At 71.6% G+C, this 17,385-nt stretch carries 20 protein-coding genes; 11 read left to right on the top strand and 9 right to left on the bottom strand.

Going from position 1 to position 17,385, the window contains the following annotated elements; genetic code table 11:
* Window positions 1-6: 6 nt before the first annotated feature.
* Together IEZ03_RS30360 and IEZ03_RS30355 are read left to right on the top strand one after the other, a co-directional pair.
* Window positions 7-630 carry a hypothetical protein gene (locus IEZ03_RS30360; RefSeq protein WP_184879634.1) on the top strand — a complete coding sequence of 208 codons (624 nt, stop codon included), beginning with the start codon at window positions 7-9 and terminating at the stop codon, window positions 628-630.
* Between the two features lie 98 nt (window positions 631-728).
* Complete coding sequence (locus tag IEZ03_RS30355; protein ID WP_184879631.1) at window positions 729-1,676, top strand: hypothetical protein; 948 nt, start codon at window positions 729-731, stop codon at window positions 1,674-1,676.
* A 17-nt stretch (window positions 1,677-1,693) separates the two neighbouring features.
* On the opposite strand, the gene IEZ03_RS30350 is transcribed toward IEZ03_RS30355, so the two are convergent.
* The gene (locus IEZ03_RS30350; protein WP_184879628.1) at window positions 1,694-2,677 is read right to left on the bottom strand and encodes an NAD(P)-dependent alcohol dehydrogenase; all 984 of its coding nucleotides are present in this window, start codon (window positions 2,675-2,677) and stop codon (window positions 1,694-1,696) included.
* A gap of 153 nt (window positions 2,678-2,830) precedes the next feature.
* Window positions 2,831-3,550 (bottom strand): TetR/AcrR family transcriptional regulator, encoded by a 720-nt coding sequence (locus IEZ03_RS30345; protein WP_184879625.1) that lies wholly within the window; start codon window positions 3,548-3,550, stop codon window positions 2,831-2,833.
* 123 nt (window positions 3,551-3,673) lie between these two features.
* Here IEZ03_RS30345 and IEZ03_RS30340 point away from each other — a divergent pair, with 123 nt between their 5' ends.
* From IEZ03_RS30340 to IEZ03_RS30325, 4 genes are all read left to right on the top strand, one after another.
* Window positions 3,674-4,441 (top strand): aldo/keto reductase, encoded by a 768-nt coding sequence (locus tag IEZ03_RS30340; protein ID WP_184879621.1) that lies wholly within the window; start codon window positions 3,674-3,676, stop codon window positions 4,439-4,441.
* A gap of 305 nt (window positions 4,442-4,746) precedes the next feature.
* Window positions 4,747-5,712, top strand: coding sequence for an alpha/beta hydrolase (locus tag IEZ03_RS30335; RefSeq protein WP_184879617.1), 966 nt, complete (start codon window positions 4,747-4,749; stop codon window positions 5,710-5,712).
* On the top strand, window positions 5,709-6,461 hold the full coding sequence (locus IEZ03_RS30330) for an alpha/beta fold hydrolase (RefSeq protein ID WP_184879614.1): 753 nt from the start codon (window positions 5,709-5,711) through the stop codon (window positions 6,459-6,461). The genes IEZ03_RS30335 and IEZ03_RS30330 overlap by 4 nt, the downstream gene beginning before the upstream one ends.
* On the top strand, window positions 6,458-7,201 hold the full coding sequence (locus tag IEZ03_RS30325) for an SDR family oxidoreductase (protein ID WP_184879611.1): 744 nt from the start codon (window positions 6,458-6,460) through the stop codon (window positions 7,199-7,201). The genes IEZ03_RS30330 and IEZ03_RS30325 overlap by 4 nt, the downstream gene beginning before the upstream one ends.
* Before the next feature lie 34 nt (window positions 7,202-7,235).
* Here IEZ03_RS30325 and IEZ03_RS30320 read toward each other — a convergent pair whose 3' ends face one another.
* From IEZ03_RS30320 to IEZ03_RS30305, 4 genes are all read right to left on the bottom strand, one after another.
* Window positions 7,236-8,078, bottom strand: a complete 843-nt coding sequence (locus tag IEZ03_RS30320; protein WP_229808685.1) for a helix-turn-helix domain-containing protein — start codon at window positions 8,076-8,078, stop codon at window positions 7,236-7,238.
* A 24-nt stretch (window positions 8,079-8,102) separates the two neighbouring features.
* Window positions 8,103-8,900, bottom strand: a complete 798-nt coding sequence (locus tag IEZ03_RS30315) for an alpha/beta fold hydrolase (protein ID WP_184879607.1) — start codon at window positions 8,898-8,900, stop codon at window positions 8,103-8,105.
* Window positions 8,901-8,961: 61 nt separating this feature from the next.
* Window positions 8,962-9,462 (bottom strand): HAD domain-containing protein, encoded by a 501-nt coding sequence (locus tag IEZ03_RS30310; protein WP_229808684.1) that lies wholly within the window; start codon window positions 9,460-9,462, stop codon window positions 8,962-8,964.
* Window positions 9,459-10,661, bottom strand: a complete 1,203-nt coding sequence (locus IEZ03_RS30305; protein ID WP_184879603.1) for a hypothetical protein — start codon at window positions 10,659-10,661, stop codon at window positions 9,459-9,461. The genes IEZ03_RS30310 and IEZ03_RS30305 overlap by 4 nt, the downstream gene beginning before the upstream one ends.
* A 74-nt stretch (window positions 10,662-10,735) precedes the next feature.
* On the opposite strand from IEZ03_RS30305, the gene IEZ03_RS30300 reads away from it, so the two are divergent.
* On the top strand, window positions 10,736-10,936 hold the full coding sequence (locus tag IEZ03_RS30300; protein ID WP_221480531.1) for an MmcQ/YjbR family DNA-binding protein: 201 nt from the start codon (window positions 10,736-10,738) through the stop codon (window positions 10,934-10,936).
* Window positions 10,937-11,032: 96 nt separating this feature from the next.
* Here IEZ03_RS30300 and IEZ03_RS38285 read toward each other — a convergent pair whose 3' ends face one another.
* Window positions 11,033-11,515 (bottom strand): transposase, encoded by a 483-nt coding sequence (locus IEZ03_RS38285; protein ID WP_221480530.1) that lies wholly within the window; start codon window positions 11,513-11,515, stop codon window positions 11,033-11,035.
* A gap of 22 nt (window positions 11,516-11,537) precedes the next feature.
* Between IEZ03_RS38285 and IEZ03_RS30290 the strand changes: the two genes are divergently transcribed.
* The 4 genes from IEZ03_RS30290 (at window position 11,538) to IEZ03_RS30275 (ending at window position 14,536) form a co-directional block, all read left to right on the top strand.
* Entirely contained in the window at window positions 11,538-12,677 is a 1,140-nt protein-coding gene (locus tag IEZ03_RS30290; protein WP_184879601.1) for an RNA-guided endonuclease InsQ/TnpB family protein, read from the top strand.
* A 205-nt stretch (window positions 12,678-12,882) separates the two neighbouring features.
* Window positions 12,883-13,116, top strand: a complete 234-nt coding sequence (locus IEZ03_RS30285; RefSeq protein ID WP_221480529.1) for a hypothetical protein — start codon at window positions 12,883-12,885, stop codon at window positions 13,114-13,116.
* A 115-nt stretch (window positions 13,117-13,231) separates the two neighbouring features.
* Window positions 13,232-13,801 carry a DUF3592 domain-containing protein gene (locus tag IEZ03_RS30280; RefSeq protein ID WP_184879599.1) on the top strand — a complete coding sequence of 190 codons (570 nt, stop codon included), beginning with the start codon at window positions 13,232-13,234 and terminating at the stop codon, window positions 13,799-13,801.
* A 9-nt stretch (window positions 13,802-13,810) separates the two neighbouring features.
* On the top strand, window positions 13,811-14,536 hold the full coding sequence (locus IEZ03_RS30275) for a class I SAM-dependent DNA methyltransferase (protein WP_184879597.1): 726 nt from the start codon (window positions 13,811-13,813) through the stop codon (window positions 14,534-14,536).
* Here the strand turns inward: IEZ03_RS30275 and IEZ03_RS30270 are convergent.
* Window positions 14,533-15,180, bottom strand: coding sequence for a trimeric intracellular cation channel family protein (locus IEZ03_RS30270; protein ID WP_184879594.1), 648 nt, complete (start codon window positions 15,178-15,180; stop codon window positions 14,533-14,535). The two genes, IEZ03_RS30275 and IEZ03_RS30270, sit on opposite strands and share 4 nt — an antisense overlap.
* A gap of 41 nt (window positions 15,181-15,221) precedes the next feature.
* A complete protein-coding gene (locus IEZ03_RS30265; RefSeq protein WP_184879591.1) occupies window positions 15,222-17,252 on the bottom strand; it encodes a glycoside hydrolase family 97 protein in 2,031 nt (676 codons plus the stop codon).
* Window positions 17,253-17,385 lie beyond the last annotated feature (133 nt).

Here is a 17,385-nt window from a genome sequence, read left to right as displayed (position 1 = left end):
ATTCTCATGACCGGGACAATGCGGGCACCGCGCAGCCGCGGCATGATCAGCGGGCTGCTGCTGGTGCTCCTGGCAATCTGGGGCGGGCTCATTCCGTTCATCGGGCCGTACTTCGACTTCGGCTTCGGTTCGGACCAGGCGTGGGTCTACACCGCCGACCGGCTTGTGCTGTCCATCCTTCCGGCGGTCGCCGTGGGGCTCGGCGGGCTGATCCTGCTGGCCACCGCGAACCGGCCCGTCGCCCAGTTCGGCGGCTGGCTGGCCGCGGCCGGCGGGCTGTGGTTCGTCGTCGGCAACACGGTCGCCGCGCTCTGGAACATGGGCGTGGGCGCGCCTCTCGGCGGCGAGGGACGGCAGGTCGCCGAGCAGATGTCGTTCTTCGAGGGCCTCGGCGCCGTGATGATCCTGCTGGCGGGGCTGGCGCTCGGACGGTTCCTGGTGATCGGCATCCGCGAGGCACGCCAGGCCGGCATGGAACGCCGGCTCGCCGATGACCGCGTCGGCGCGGGCGACCGCGGAGAGGCGACGGCCGTCCCGACCCAGCAGAAGCGCGGCCACTTCCACCTGGGACGCCAGAAGGCGGGAGCCTCGGCGGGAAAGGAGCGGCACACCACTTCGCGAAGGGACTGAACGACGGACGTCGGGCCCACGGCCCCTCCGGCCGAAGCGGGCAGTGGGCCGGACGCCGGTGGCCTTCCGGTGTCGTGACCGTCGGATAGCGTCACGGGGTGATCGAAGACCTGGTAGCGCGAGTAGAGGCCGGTGAGGACGCGGCCGTTGAGGAACTGGCCGACCTGGCGGCGGCCGACCCTGCGGCGATGGCTCCGTACCTGCTGCGGCTGCTGGACGCGGGAGCCGTGTGGCGGGCCGATGTCCTGTACCGCGGCGCGGACGAGGACTTCCAGCGCGAGGTCGTGGCGCGGATCGATTCGGGTGCGCACCAGCGGTCGGACCAGCTGGGGCACCTGCTGGCGCAGACGCGTGGACCTGTCGTCGAGGAGGCGTTCCGCCGCTGGGCGCAGGCACCGCCGCCCGGGGACTTCGACCCCTTCCAGCGGGGCGCGGCGGCGCTGGCCCGCGATGGAGGCTGGGAACTGACGGCGGACGGCCTCCGGGAACTCTGCGGGTCCAGCGCTTACCGCTTGGTGCCCGGGGCGGACGGTGATCGTCCGAAGGGAACGTGCCCGTGGTGTGAGAGTCCGCTGTGGACCGCTCTGGACGTGGACACCGCCGACACGAAGGTCGCCGCCGCGCTGGCGCACACCGGCTGGCGCGGGAGGCTGCACATCGTCACCTGCCATTTCTGCACGTGCTACGGCACCACGTATGTCGACGTCACCGAAGGCGGGGACGCGGGTTGGTCCGCGCGCAACGTCCGTCCCGACTACCTTCCCGGCATGCCGCCCGAGGAGCCGCCACTGGTCGGATTCGCGCCGGGGGAACGGCGGCCCACGCCTTACCTTTCCAGCGCTTGGGCGAGGGAGGGGTCCACCCTTGGCGGATTCCCGGACTGGATCCAGGACCCCGCTTACCGCGACTGCCCGAGTTGCGAGAGGGCGATGGATTACGTCGGTCTGATCGGCGGCGCCGACCTGCACGACTACGGCGAGGGCGCCTACTACCTGTACGTGCACGCGCCGTGTGGGCTGGCCGCTGTGGAGTACCAGCAGAGCTGACGAGAGCGGCGTGCGGGCTAGAGGGTGATGGCGACTTTGCCGCGGGCGTGGCCGGGTTCGATGTAGCGCAGGGCTTCGGGGAGTTCGGCGAACGGGTAGGTCCGGTCGATGACGGGGGTTACCTGTTCCTTCTCCATGAGGTCCGCCAGGAAGCGCAGGTCCGCGGAGTTGGGCTTCCACTGGACGGTGGCTATGCGCTGGCCGACGAAAGGGGAGATCAGGGCACCGCGGAATTGCTGCGCCGCGGGGCCGAGCAGGCGGTCGCGGCCGGAGGCGATGCCGCCCACGAGGACGAGCGTCCCTTTGGGGGTCAGGGGGCGTCGTAGGTGCGCCAGGGGGCGGTTGCCCACGATGTCCATGGCGAGGTCGTATCTGCCCTTGCGAGTTGTGAAGTCCTCGGCGGTGTAGTCGATGACGTCGTCCGCGCCCAGGGAGCGGACCAGGTCGATGTTGCGGGTGCTGCACACGCCGGTGACCTCCGCACCGAACGCCTTGGCGAGCTGGACGGCGAACGTGCCGATGCCCCCGGACGCCCCGTTGACCAGGACGCGCTGACCCGCGGAGATCCGTCCGACGTCCCGCAGTCCCTGCAGCGCGGTGTGCGCGGCCATCGACACCGATGCCGCCTGCTCGAACGTGAGGCGGGCGGGCTTGACGGCCAGCCTGTCCTGCGGGACGGCGGCGGCCTCGGCGAACGAGCCCAGCCGGACTTCCCCGAAGACCTCGTCGCCGGCGCGCAGGTCGGTCACGCCGTCGCCCACCCGTTCGACGACTCCGGCGAGGTCGGCGCCGAGGACCAGGCCGGGCTTCGGCCGCCGCAGTCCGACCCCGCTCAGCCGGACCAGCTTCGGGTCGGCGCGCAGGTGGCGCCAGTCGTAGGGGTTGACGGACGCCGCGCGAACGCGGACGAGCACCTCACCGGCGGCGATCTCGGGTTCGGCGACGTCCGTGAGGTGCATGACGTCGGGCGGTCCGTAGCGGTCCCAGCTCCAGGCTTTCATCGCGGCTGCCTTCCGGGCGGGCCGTAGCTGTCGTACGGCGTAAGGTTCTCTTACGTCGTAAGATTATCGTACGCCGTAAGGCAGTCAAGGGCAGCAGCGGAAATGGACTCGGCCGGTGACCGGGAGTGAGGGCGTCAGGCGCCTTCGGGAAGGTCAGGAGCCGGCGGCGCGGCGCCGTTCCAGTCCGTCGAGGATCAGGTCCAGCGCGAACTCGAATTCGAACTGGTCGTCGCAGAAGCCCAGGGTGCCGTCCGGGTCGTCGTGGACGGCGTCCGCCAGCATCCCGACGATGTTCGGGAACCGGTCGGCCATCTGCTCCATGAGCGCGGCGGCCTCCTCGTCCGGAGTGCCGGTGCCGTCGGGCCGGAACAGTTCCTGGGTGAAGCCGAGCGCGCGGCTGCCCAGAACGTGCAGCGCGCGGTGGGCCAGCTCGAACGAGAACCCGCCCGCCCGGAGGATGGCGACGACCCGGTCGTAGTAGGCGATGACCAGCGGGTTCGTGGTGGTACGGCTTTCGAGCACCTGCGGCGCCCAGCGGTGGCCGAGGAAGACCTCCCGGGCGGCGAGGATCCGTGCGCGCAGCGCCGCTCGCCAGTCCGCGTCCGGGGACGGGGCCTCGACCTCGTCCACCGCAACCATGACCTCACCGAGGACCACCTCGGCGACGCCGTCGAGGACGGCCTCCTTGTTCGCGACGTGGTGGTACAGCGACATCGCCTCGACCCCGAGCTCCTGCGCGAGTTGGCGCATGGTGAGCGAGTCGATGCCGTCGCGGTCGGCGAGCCGCACGGCGGCGCGCAGGACCCGCCGCCGGCTCAGCGGGATGCGCGGCTGCTCGGCCAGCTCGTCGGCGTCGGTCGTCCGTGGGGTCATGGGATCTTCCTCCCGACGCACCTTACCCGTACACGGTAAGTCTCTCCGGGGGCCGGGGCGGCGGGGCGGCCGACGTCACAAGGCGGCACGCGCAGACGTCGCGTCCGTGGGCAGAATCCACCTATGACTAAGACTGTGAACCTGCCCGGCGGCACCGCCCTGCCGATGATCGGTTTCGGGACCTGGCAACTCGGGTCCAAGGCTGCGTACGAGTCGGTGCGCGCGGCGCTCGACGTCGGCTACCGGCACGTCGACACCGCGACGCTGTACAAGAACGAGGCGGACGTCGGCAAGGCCGTGAAGGACAGCGGCGTCGACCGGGAGCAGATCTTCATCACCACCAAGCTGCGCCCCCAGGACGCGCGGAACGCCCGCAAGACCCTGGAGTCGAGCCTTCGCCTCCTCGACACCGACTACGTGGACCTCTGGCTGATCCACTGGCCGACCGGCCCGGACGACCTCGTCCCGACCTGGGAGGAGCTGCTGCGGGCCAAGGACGAGGGCCTGATCCGCAACGCCGGGGTCAGCAACTACAGCCCGGCGCAGATCGACCTGCTGACCGAGGCCACCGGCCAGCGGCCGCCCGTGAACCAGATCCCGTGGAGCCCGGCAGAGCACGACCCGGACCTGCTGGCGGAGCACCGCCGCCGGGACGTCGTCGTCGAGGGCTACAGCGGCCTGAAGAACACCGACCTGAACCACCCGGTCCTGACCGGGATCGCGCAGCGGCACGGAGTCACCACCGCCCAGGTCGTCCTCCGCTGGCACCTGGAACACGGCATCGTCATCCTCCCCAGATCCGCCCGCCCGGAGCGCATCGCCTCCAATTTCGACCTCGAAGGCTTCACCCTCACAAAGGAAGACGTCACCGCAATCGACACCCTCGCCTGACCTCGCCGGGCTGCGGATGAAGCGCGGCGATAGCGCCGCCTAAAGAACAGGAGATCCAGGGTCGGGATCGTTCAAAGAAGCGGTTCCGATAATTTGCCATGCCCGGACGCGCGTGCCGCGAGAACCAGCTAAAGAACCCTCCGATCACCGCTCTGACCTGTGGTCCACAGGTCTCAGGCAGTCATGCCATGCCTCCCCCTAAAGGCAAAGAGATCATATGAGCGCAGGTTGGCCGCCGGACGTCCGTGGGGAGGGAGAGCGGACTACACGAATCCCCATCCATCATCGAGAAAGGGGAAGTGACCGTGAAGGCCAATGTTCTCGAACCCGCGGCGCGGGAGTTCGCCGACGCCACCGCCAAGCCGCCGTTCCCGTACGAGCTGGGGCCGGAGGGCGCCCGCCAGGTCCTGGACGACCTCCAGGCCGCCCCCGTCGCCAAGCCCGAGGTGGACGACGAGTGGCTCACCGTGCCGGTCGAGGCCGGCGAGGTGCGCGTCCGCATCGTCAGGCCCGCCGGGACGGCCGGCGAGGTCCTGCCGGTCGTGCTGTTCATGCACGGCGGCGGCTGGATCCTCGGCAACGCCGGGACCCACGACCGGCTGGTGCGCGAACTGGCCACCGGGGCCCACGCGGCGATCGCCTTCGTGGAGTACGACCGGTCGCCGGAGGCCCGCTACCCGGTCGCGATCGAGCAGGGCTACGCCGCCGCCCGGTTCCTGGCCTCCGACGGCGCGCAGCGGAACCTGGACGTCTCCCGGATGGCGGTCGCCGGCGACTCGGTCGGCGGGAACATGGCCGCGGCCCTGACCCTCATGGCCAAGCGGCGCGGCGACGTCCAGTTCGTCCAGCAGTCGCTGTACTACCCGGTCACCGACGCCGCCCAGGACACCGGCAGCTACCGCGAGTTCGCCACCGGCCCGCACCTGACGGCCGCGGCCATGGCCTGGTTCTGGGACGCCTACGCCCCCGACCAGGCCCAGCGCGCCGAGCCGACCGCGTCGCCGCTGCGCGCCACCCTCGACGACCTGGCCGGGCTCCCGCCCGCGTTCGTGGTCGTCGACGAGAACGACGTGCTCCGCGACGAGGGCGAGGCGTACGCCCGCAAGCTCATCGAGGCGGGCGTCCCGACCACCAGCGTCCGCTACAACGGCACGCTCCACGACTTCATGATGCTCAACCCGCTCAGCGGCACCCGCGCCACGCGGGCCGCCGTGAACCAGGCGGTCGCGGCTCTCAACAACGCCCTGCACACCGGAAAGGCCGGCTCATGAGCACCAACGATCAGCCCGTCGTCGTCCTCGTCCACGGAGCCTTCGCCGAGTCGGCGAGCTGGAACGGCGTCATCCGGCGCCTGGCCGGCCGCGGCCTCCGCTCGGTCGCCGCGGCCAACCCGCTGCGCGACCTGGAAGGCGACGCCGCGTACGTGCGCGACGTCATCGCCGGCATCGGCGGGCCCGTCGTCCTCGTCGGCCACTCCTACGGCGGTCTGGTGATCAGCCGGGCGGCGGCCGGCAGCCCCGCCGTGCGGTCCCTCGTCTACGTCGCGGGGTTCGCCCCCGAGCCCGGGGAGGACGCGTTCCAGCTCTCCGGCAAGTTCGAGGGGAGCACCCTGGGCGGGACCCTGGTCACCTATCCGGTCTCGTCCGGGGGCAACGAGTTCCGGATCGACGACGACAAGTACCACCAGCAGTTCTGCGCCGACCTTCCCGCCGAGGAGGCGGCCCTGATGGCGGCGACCCAGCGCCCGGTGACCGAGCGGGCGCTGACCGGCGAGGTGGCCGCGGACGGAGCCGCCTGGCGCGACCTGCCGTCCTGGTTCGTCTTCGGCGAGCTGGACCGCAACATCCCGGCCGAGCTCCACCGGTTCATGGCGGAGCGCGCCTCCTCGCGGGGCACCCGGGAGATCGCGGGCGCCTCGCACGCCGTCGCGGCGTCCCAGCCCGACGCCGTGGCCGCCTGCGTCCTCGAAGCCGCCGGACAGGCGGACGAAGCGGCCCGGCGGACAGGAGGTGCGTCATGAAGATCGTGGTAGTCGGCGGCACCGGGTTGATCGGGTCCAAGGTCGTGGCGAAGCTGAGCGAGGACGGCCATGAGGCGGTGGCGGCCGCGCCCGGCACCGGCGTCAACACGCTCACCGGGGAAGGGGTCGCCGAGTGCGTGGCGGGCGCCGCCGCGGTGATCGACGTGTCGAACTCCCCGTCCTTCGAGGACGCCGCGGTGCTGGACTTCTTCCAGACGTCCACCGGCAACCTGCTGGCCGCGGAGAAGGCGGCCGGGGTCGGCCACCACGTCGCGCTCTCGGTGGTGGGCACCGAGCGGCGGCCGGACGTGGGCTACTTCCGGGCGAAGCTCGCCCAGGAGAAGCTGATCGAGGATTCGGGAATCCCGTACTCCATCGTGCACGCGACGCAGTTCTTCGAGTTCGTCGGTCCCATCGCCGAACAGGCCGCGGAGGACGGGACGGTCCACATGCCGCCGGTGCAGTTCCAGCCCATCGCGGGCGAGGAGGTCGCCCGGACGGTCGGCGGGACCGCCGCCGGGACCCCGCTGAACGGGCCGGTCGACATCGCCGGCCCACGCCGCTACCGGATGGACGAGTTCTTCCGCGAGGCGCTGGCCGCCATGGGCGACCCGCGCGAGGTCGTCACCGACCCGCACGCCCACTACTTCGGCGCCGAGATGACCGAGCGGGACCTCGTCCCGGCGGACGGCGCGACCCTCGGCGAGATCGAGTACGACGAGTGGCTGAGGAGTCGTTGACTCACGGCCTGCCATAACGAGAACACGCCGCCAGTCACCGGTTTCGGCGTGGCCAGGCGACGTCGTCGATCGCCAGCCAGGGGGCGGCGGCCACGGCCGTAGGGGTGAGGCCGGTGAAGGCCTTTGCCTCGCGGTGGAGGTGCGACTGGTCGGTGTAGCCGCTCCGGACGGCCGCGACGGCCGCGGGGTGGCCCGCCGCCAGCAGGTGGGCGGCGCGGTCGAAGCGCGCCAGCCGGGCGGCGCGTTTCGGCGTGATGCCGAGCTGGGACCGGAAGCGCGACCACAGGCGCTTGCGGCTCCAGCCGACCTCGTCCGCCAGGCCGTCGACCCGCACGCGACCCGGACGGGCGAGCGTCCGCCGCCACGCGTGGGCGACCTCCGGGTCGACCGGCGGGCGGGCGCTCGTCTTCCGGCGGAGCAGCGCCGCCGCGAGCGCGAACCGGTCGTCCCAGGACGCGGCGGCGCGCAGCTCGTCCTCGGCGCGCCGGGCGTCGCGGCCCCAGACGTCCGCAAGCGGCACCGCCATGCCGCTGAGCTCGGCCGATGCGCCGAGCACCGCGGCCGCCGCGACCGGCTCCAGCCGGATCTGGAGGCACTCGCCCGCCCGGCCGCCCGCCCGGAGCTCACCCGGGAGGAGCCCGACGGCGACACTGCCGCGCTCGCGCCGGCCACCGGTGGCGCAGCCGAACCCCTCGTCCTCGCTGAGATCGATGAACAAGGTGACGGCGGGGTGCGCGACCATGGCGATCTCCGCGGAGACGGGGGCGCGCGCGCCGAATCCGGCCATGCTGATCCCGGGGAGCCGGTGGGCGGGGCGCGGGACGGCGACGTCCACCCAGGCCCAGTCCCAGTCGGGTGGTGTCCCGTTCGGAAGCACGTGCCCAGTCTAGATTTCCGGGATTCAGGGACTCTTGGCCGTGAAGTCCAGCAGGAGCCCGGCGGTCATCTCGGGCGCTTCGAGCATGGGGATGTGCCCGACGCCGGGCAGCATCTCGATCCGTGCCCCGGGCACCTTCTCGTACTGGCGGGCCGAGGACGGTTTCCAGCGCGGGTCGGCGGCGCCGAAGAGCACCAGCACGGGGACTTCGAGCTCGGCGAGACGCCCGGGCACGTCCTGCTCGGTGATGTACGCGGTGTTCCTGCGCGACACCGTCCTGAACGCGCGGTACGTGGTGCCCCGCATCTCCGCGATCAGCCCGTCCGGGACGTCCACCGCCCGGGCGGCCGTCGCCTGGATGCCCTTGCGGATCATCGCGTCCGACCGCAGGGGCCAGAGGAGCGGGCCGGCCGGCGGCCCCAGCAGGATCCGGAGGATCAGCGGCTGCGGAAGCAGCGCGTCCATGCTCGGGCCGGTGCTGATCAGCGCGAGCGGTCCCACCAGGTCGGGCCGCTGCCCAGCGAGCGCGGTCGCGACGTAGCCGCCGCTGGAGTGCCCGGCGACGGCGACGCGGCGGTGCCCGAGGTCGTCGAGGAGGGCCGCCACCCTGCTCGCCTGGTCGGGGACGTCGTAGGACTCCGGGGGCGGCGACTGGCCGCAGCCCGGCAGGTCGACCCGGATGACGCGGTGGTGCGCGGTGAGCGCCGGCACCACCGGGTCCCAGGAGCCGTTCGAGGCCCCCGAACCGTGGATGAGCAACACCGGCGGCGCATCCGGCGGACCGTCCGAGACCACGTGCATCCCATGCGAATGCTCACTCATACCCGGACTATGCACAGCCGCCCGGCCACCGGTCTTGTACGAATGTTCCCCGCGGGCCCTGCTACTCCGCGAGCCAGCGGCGGATCAGGGAGTAGTCCGCTTTGGTGAGGCCGGTGTGTGGGTCGACTCGGTGCAGTAGTGCTCTGCAGCCATGGTGTGATGCCACCCATTGCCGGTCGGCTTCGGTCAGTTCGTCGTCCAGCCAGATGAACGGGCGGCCGGCCGCCCATTCGGTGATGGGTTCCGTCTTCCAGTGCAGGCCATGCGGCGGGTCCTCGTCCGTGTCGGGCCATTCGACTACGGCCAACTCCGGAAGGCCCAGCAGAGGCGAGATGACCTCGTTCGCGTCCGCCATCCACGTTGTCGCCCAGACGAGTTCGCAGTTCAGTGCCAGCAGCCTTTGCCCATCATCCGGGTCCAGCCGGTGGAGCAGCGGATTGCCGTAGCCGCTGAGTTCCTCGTCCCGAAAGGTCCGGTGCCCGGGCGGTCTGGAGCTGAGCGGAATCAGCGGGCCGTCGACATCCAGGAAGATCAAGGGGCGGTCGGTGGCGCCGGGGATCACTGGAAGAAGCCACCCAGGCGGACGGGGTTGGCTTGCAGGTTGCTCTCGCCGCAGGGCCATACGCCGGTGTCCATCGGAGGCAGGTCGGTGTCGGCGATCACGAGTCTGGCATCGCCCTTCGCCCAGTCGGAGGTGAGGACGAAGAACAGCCGGCCCTGTTCCAGCAGCAGCATTCTGCCGACGCCCTCCCCTTCTCCTTTCCACAGGGTGTGGACGGACAGGTCGGGGTCGACGATCTGGAGTTCGCCGTTCCGGAAGAACGCGGCCCTGCCGTCGCCGCCCAGCGCCGGCCCGACGGTGTAGTAGCCCGGAATGAACGGGCCGTCGGTCATGGTGCCGTCGCGATGCAGCCGCCGGAGTCGCCGAGGCGAGGAGTCGTTCGCCATTTCCACGACGCGGATCCTGCCGCGGCTGCTGACCAGGAGGCGGCCGTGGCTGGGCCATTCCACGACCGTCGCGCCGTCCCGGTCGTACAGCCGTGTGGAGAACGCGCCGTATCCCTGGCTGCCGACCAGGAATGCGCCCGGTCCGGCGATCGCCCGGTCCCCCGTCGGGTGCGGCGGCGTGATCCACACCAGCTCGCCGGTCGCCAGGTCGAGGCAGAAACCCATGCCGATGCCGCTGGACCAGTCGAGGTAGGTGGCGAGCACCCGGTCCGCCGAGACGAGCAGGCCGGAAGGGCGCTCGGGGGACAATTCCCGAGGGCGCCACGGCGCCATGGGGGTCGCCTTCCAGTTGTTCGCCGCGCTCATCTCGACAACGCCCTCGTAGGACAGGCGCGCGTCGGGCAATTCGGCCGACCAGCGCCTCACCCCCGATCCGTCGACGCGTTCCACCCGCGCAATGCGATACGGCTTGCTCTGCCACGCCACCACGAACCCGTCGGGCAGGACGACGAACTCTCCGATCCGCTCATCGGGCGCGTGGGAGAGGGCTATCTGCCGGCCCGGCGCACCCGATGCCGTCGTTTCGGCGAGGGCCGCTTCGTCGGCCAGCCACACTCCCCCGTCCGGCGCGACGCGCATAAGACCCGGCGTCGCGTTCAGCGGACGGCTCCACCGCACCCGGCCGTCCAGGCCGAGCGCACACAGGGCGGATCCCGACGACGACCAGGTCAGGGCATAGACCGGCCCCGCCGGCCCCGCCGCGGCCAGCGGCCCGTACCGCCCGGTCAGTTCCACTGGTTCGACGCCCGGCACGCACATGATCGTCCCGGTATCGGGGCCCGGCCACAACCCTGACGGGCGACCGGATCGGCATTACGCTGGGATTCATGGCCGATGGCGAGAGCCGGCCCGCGCGCGTCGAGGACGTCCACGAGCTCGCGCTGGCCATGCCGCACGTCACCATCTACCCCGGCACCGAGGACAGACCGGTCTACCAGGTGGGCGGCAAGTCGTTCGTCTTCTTCCGCACTCCGCGGCCGGACGCGGTCGATCCCGGGACCGCGGAACGCTCCCTGTTTCGTCGGTAGTGCTCCGTCCTTCAGGGCGGGGGTGAAGCCGACCCTCCTGCGGAGCGGGACAAGGGTGGCCGGATCGCTTCTCGGGCGATCAGGTGTTCACCGGTTTCAAGCGGGGCGGTTCTGGTGCTCGATGTATTGGCGCAGGACGCTGATGGGTGCGCCGCCGACCGTTCCGGCGAAGTAGGAGCCCGACCATGGCTTGTTGGCCCGCCAGTAGTGGCGGGCCGGTTCGGGGAGATCTTGGCGGCGGCCTGCCGGCCCAGGTCGATGGTGCCGGAGTGCTTGATCTCGTCCGGGGACAGCCAGACCGTGACGTCGTCGAAGGCGACCAGCCGGCCGCCGCCGTCGGTCGGCGTGGCACGGAAGTCCCGGAGGTCGCGCGGGGCGGCGAGGCGTGCGGTGGCGAAGTCGATCGCCGCCTGCTCGTCGCGCCGTCCGGCGGGGACGAAGGTGCCGTTGCGGAAGTACACCGTCGTCTGCGCGGGGTCGCCCGCGGCCAGCGCCACCCGGGACGCGGTGAGCGGCGGTTCCACCGGGAACGTCTGGCCCCTGTGTCGGCCGGTCTGCGCGATCCCCACACTCGAACACACGGTAATGTTATGGTCACCGAATGCAGTTGAGGTATGTGTTCCGCGTCTACCCCACCGCCGGGCAGCGCCAGTCCCTGGCCCAGGCGTTCGGGTGCGCGCGGGTGGTGTTCAACGACGCGTTGCGGGCACGGGAGGACGCCCGCGCAGCGGGGCTGCCGTACCCGAAGGCGGCCGAGCTGTCGGCGGCGATGACGGCGGCGAAGCGGACGCCGGAGCGTGCGTGGCTGGGCGAGGTATCGGCGGTGGTGCTGCAGCAGTCGCTGCGGGACCTGGAGGCCGCCTACCGCAACTTCTTCGACGGCCTGGCCGGGAAACGCCCCCGGATGGGGGCGCCGCGGTTCAAGTCCCGCAAGGACGCCCGCCAATCGATCCGGTTCACCGCCAACGCCCGCTGGCAGATCACGCCGGGCGGCAAACTCGCACTGCCCAAGATCGGTGACGTCGCGGTGCGGTGGTCGCGGCGGCTGCCGTGCACGCCGTCCACCGTGACGCTGGTCAGGGACGCCGCCGGGCGGTTCTTCGCATCGTTCGTCGTGGAGACCGGCGATGTCCAGGACCCGCCCGACACCACGGCCGAGGTGGGGATCGACCTGGGGCTGGAGCACTTCGCCGTCACCTCCGACGGACGCAAGATCACCTCACCCAGGTTCCTGCGCCGCGCCGAAAACAAGCTCCGCAAAGCGCAGCAGGCGCTGTCGCGCAAGCAGAAGGGATCGGCCAACCGGGCCAAGGCCCGCCTGAAGGTGACCCGCGCGCACGCGAAGGTCGCCGATGCGCGCCGCGAGTTCCACCATCAGCTCTCCACCATGCTGGTCCGCGATCACCAAGCGGTCTACGTGGAGACGCTGAACGTGAAGGGACTGGCGCGCACCCGGCTGGCCAAGTCGGTGCACGACGCGGGCTGGTCGGCGTTCACCGCGATGCTGGAGTACAAGCCGGCCAGGTACGGGCGCAGGTTCGCGCGGGTGGGCCGGGCGTTCCCGTCCTCGCAGCTGTGCTCGCACTGCGGGCACCGCGACGGCCCCAAACCCCTGCACATCCGCGCCTGGACCTGCACCGAGTGCGGGGCCGAGCACGACCGCGACGTCAACGCCGCCCGCAACATCCTGCACGAAGGACGCCGCATCACCCCCGAGGGACGCCGCATCACCCCCGGGTGACGCCTCCTGGTCGCCGCCGGACGGAAACCCCCGGGCGCCCGGGGGAGGCGGAGACCCTAAACGCCTGTGGAGGGCAGGTAAGACCCCCGACTCCGGTCAGGGGCACAGCCCGGTGAAGCAGGAAGCCACGGAAGTGACCGCACCGGCAACGGCGCGGCACAGGCCGAATCTCCGGCATTCACGCCGGGGAGCGCGTCAACCGGATGTGATCGTCTTCTGGGTCGAGTCCGAGGACGACAAGCAGGCGCTGGTCCAGGACGAGGCGTCGCCGTTCTTCACCACCGCCCATTTCAACGGCCACCTGTCCGTGCTGCTGCGGGGAAGCCGCATCGGCGAGCTCACCAGGGACGAGCTGGCAGAGATCGTCCAGGACGCATGGCTGTCGCGCGCGTCGACCCGCCGCGCCACGGCCTGGCTCGACACCCATCCCCCAACCTGACCACTCCCCCGCCCGCGGATCGTGACCCCGGGACGCGTTGTCCACGTGGTGGGAATTTGTCCGTTTGTGGGCGGTCGGTGAACCGGCGCAAGCGGCGGGACGTCTCCCCTGTGCTATGAACGAAAACGGACGCGGCCTCCTGGGTGCGATAGCGCGCAGGCATGCCCGGCGGCAGGCCGCCGACCTCGACGCCGCCCGCACGTACGTCCCGTCCAGGGAGAGGGCCCTGCGGGGCTGGCCGGCCGTTCGTGTTCTCCTCACCGTGCTGCTTCTCGCGGCCGTAGCGTTCACCCTGGCAAGCGCGGGGATCGCCTGGCACGAGGCGGCCGCGCTGCGGGGTGAGCGGATGCTGGCCGCCGGGCGGGTCGAGAAGGCGGTGGAGGTCAAGAGCGGCGATTACGCGAACGTGCGGTTCACCGCGCGCGACGGCCGCGCGGTGTCCGCGAAGGTCACCGCCTGGAAGGACCTGCCGGAGGAGGGGGATCGGGTGACCGTCTGCTACACGCCGCGCGACCCCGAAGCCCATGTACAGGACGCCCGCGTCTGTCCCGATTTCGCCACGCCGAGATCCTTCGCCCTGACGGCGGCGGCCGCACTCGTACTGACCGCCGTCCTCTGGCTCCCGTGGCTGGTGCGCCGCGTGCTTCGCCGTCGGTCCGCGATCACGGACGCGGGCGGCGGATAGGCTCGGGCGATGTTCTCGCCCCAGGGGCCGTCGCTGCGTGAACTGGCCGTCCAGGCGCTGTCCTCGGTCGAACGCGGCTACGACCTGCTCGCCCCGAAGTTCGACCACACCCCCTTCCGCACGCCGGACGGCATCCTCGACGCGACCCTCGGCGTGCTGCGTCCGCTCGGGCCGTTCGGTGCCGGGCTGGACGTCTGCTGCGGCACCGGCGCGGGCATGCGGGTCCTCGGACCGCTGTGCGCGGGACGGATCACGGGCGTCGACTTCAGCCGCGGGATGCTCGCGCAGGCCGCCGAGGCGCACCCGGACGCGGAGTGGGTCCAGGCCGACGTCCGAGCCCTGACGTTCTCCGGAGAGTTCGACCTCGCCGTCACCTTCGGGGCCCTCGGCCACCTGCTGCCCGCCGAGCGGCCCCCGATCTTCGCCGGGGTGCACCGGGCGCTGCGTCCCGGCGGGCTCTTCGCCTTCCCGCTCGGCGCGCCGCCGCCCCTGGCCTCGGCCCAGTACTGGGCGATGCTCGGGTTCGACGCGGCCATGCGCGTCCGGAACGCCGTCTGGCGCCCCCCGTTCGTCATGTACTACCGCACCTGCACGCTGGGCGCGCTCCGCGACGACCTGGCGGCGGCCGGCTTCGCCGTCACCACGGCTCCCATGGCATCGCTCGGCCGCCGCCGGGACGGCACGCCCCGCTACCGCCTCGTCCTCGCCCGCAAGGACGCGGACGGGCCGGGCTAAGAATCTGCGGGGTCGGGGTCCGGGGGGCGCGGCGGGCCGGGGGCGTTCAGTTCCAGGTGGACGCCGAGCATGCGGATGACGAAGCAGGCCGCGACGGCGAGCAGGGCGGCGGGGAGCCCGTAGAGGTCCAGGTGGGTCGCCACGACCGTGATCGCGGCGGCGACGAAGGCCGGGATCGCGTAGAGGTCGCTGCGGAGCACCGAGGGGATCCGGCCGATGAGGACGTCGCGCATCGTGCCGCCGCCCACGCCGGTGACCACGCCCAGCAGCAGGGCGGGCCCGACGCCCAGGCCGTAGGCCAGTGCCTTGCTCGCGCCGATGACGGCGAACGTGCTCAGCCCGATCGCGTCCATCACCGTGATGGGCATCTCCAGGCGGTCCAGGACCCGGCTGAAGCCGAACGCGAGCAGGCCGCCGCCCGCGGCGAGCGCGAAGTAGCGCCAGTCGACGAACGTGGCGGGCGGGACCGCGCCGAGGATGACGTCCCGGATGACCCCGCCGCCCAGCGCGGTGATCATCCCGAGGCCGACGACGCCGACCACGTCCAGCCGGGTCGCGCGCACGGCCGTCAGCGCGCCGTTGAGGCCGAAGGCGAAGGTGCCGGCCAGGTCCAGCGCGAGCAGCAACGGCGGTACGGAGCCCATCCCGCCTTTCTACACGCTCGCCTCTCGGCTCAACGTTTCCCTCACCCTCGTTGCGCCGGGGGCGGGGTCGGTGAGGGGTGCTGCAGGTCAGCGGGTGTGGCGGGACGGAACCGCACCGCCTGGCCGCCGCTGCGCACCAGCGCGGCGGTGAACGTGCCGGTGCGGGTCACGACGGTGCGGGCGACGTCGACGGCCTCCGGGTTGCGCGCGTAGTCGGTCTCCGGCCCGTCGGAGTAGGACTCCGCGACCCACGTGCCCTCGCCGAGGAAGGACAGCGGGTAACGCAGCGTCCGCGGCCGCTCGCCGGTCATCGCGCCGACGTACCAGTCGGTGCCCGAGCGCCTGGCCATGACGAGATGGTCGCCGACTTCGGCGGAGAGCACCCTGGTCTCGTCCCACGTGACGGGAACGTCCTCGAGGAACTTGAGGCCGGGCGAGTTCTCGTAGTGCCGGGGCAGGTCGGCGGCCATCTGGGCGCCGGACGAGTACGTCACGTAGTAGGCGAGCTGCTTGGCCAGCGTCGTGTGGACGCGGCGCCCGGCCTTCTGCGGATCCCAGCGGATGTTCATGATGCCGGGGGTGTAGTCCATCGGGCCGGAGAGCATTCGGGTGAAGGGCAGGATGAGCGTGTGCTCGGGAGTGTTGCCGCGGCTGAACGCCTCCCATTCCTGGCCGCGCACCGCCTCGCGGGCCAGCGCGTTCGGGTAGGTCCGCGTCTCCCCGGTGCCGTGGACGCATTCGTGGCAGATGACGTTGATGCGGTGCCGCGCGGCCTTTTCCAGGACGAGCCGGTAGTGGTTGACCATCCGCTGGTCGAAGTGGTGCCGGCCGGGGATCTTCCCCACGTACCCGGTCTTGAGGTAGTGGATGCCGAGCCGCTCGTAGAGGGCGAACGCGGCGTCGATCTGCCTTTCGTAGTTGGCGACGCCCGAGCCGGTCTCGTTGTGGGAGACGAACTCGACGCCCTTACTCTTGCCGTAGGCGACGACCTCGGCGAGGTCGAAGCGCGGGGCGGCGCGGAGGAAGTCCTGGTCGGACCAGTCGCCCTCCCAGCCCTCGTTCCACCCTTCGGCGAGCAGCCCACGGATGCCGTGGGCGGCGGCGAAGTCGATGTACTCCTTGGCGCGCGCGGTGGTGGCGCCCTGCCACGGCCCGGCCTTCCACGTCGCCCTGCGGTGCTGGATCAGCCACCAGATCCCCGCGTACTTGAGCGGCTCGATCCACGAGGTGTCGCCCGTGCAGATCGCGCAGGGCGGGTTGAGGTTCTCCAGCAGGTGGGACTCGATCAGCCCGCCCGCGTCGGGCGTGATGGTCAGCGCGCGCCAGGGGGTCGTCCGGCCGGTGCCGGTGACGACCGCGGCCGTCCGGCCGGGGGTCGGGACGAGCGCGGCGCGGAGGCGTCCCGCCTCGGGGACGACGGTCATCGCCGCGTAGTCGGTCAGGTCCGCCTCGTGGACGGACAGGTGCGTCCCGCCGCCGTACCGGAAGGTCACCGGGGTGTTCCCGGCGTCCATGGCGGTGTAGGCGGACGACCGCCACATCTTCTCGTCGGTGTCGAGGTCGCGGGGCGTCCACCACGCGACCGGGTCGCCCGCGATGGCGATCTCGGTGGCCTCGTCCACGATCTCCAGCGCCGGGAGGGCGCGCTGGCGCGGGACCCGGTAGCGGAACGCCACGCCGTCGTCGTAGGCGCGGACGACGAGGTCGAAGAACCTGCCGCCCTCCTGCCGGAGCTGCACGGTGAGCTCCCGGTAGTGGTCGCGGACGGTGGAGTCCGCGCCCCACAGCGGTTTCCAGGTGGTGTCGCTCGTCCTCGTGCGGGTGGCGGTGATACGGACGTCGCCGCCGAGCGTGGTGCCGTCGGTGAGCCTCAGGCCGAGGGCCGACGGCTCCACGAGGACGGTACCGGCGCGGCGCACGGAGTACCGGAGGCGGCCGTCGTCCACGGTGACGGTCAGCGAGAGGGCGCCGCCCGGTGACGTCACCACGGGTTGATCAGGTGGCGGAGGGGCACCGGCGGTCGCTCCGGACAGCACGGCCAGGAACGCGCCCGCCGTCAGGAACGCCGTCACGGTCCGCAGCGCTCGGCGCGTGGATCGCGCGGGTCCCGGGTTCGGCATGGTGCCCTACATGGTGCCTTCCAGGGCACGGACAGTGAACACCTGATCCTCCTGTTGATGCCGTTTTTAGATGGAACGCGATAGA

Source organism: Actinomadura livida, from assembly GCF_014648675.1.
In the GTDB taxonomy this organism is placed as follows: Bacteria; Actinomycetota; Actinomycetes; order Streptosporangiales; family Streptosporangiaceae; genus Spirillospora; species Spirillospora livida.
This window is presented reverse-complemented; position numbering and strand designations above follow the sequence as displayed.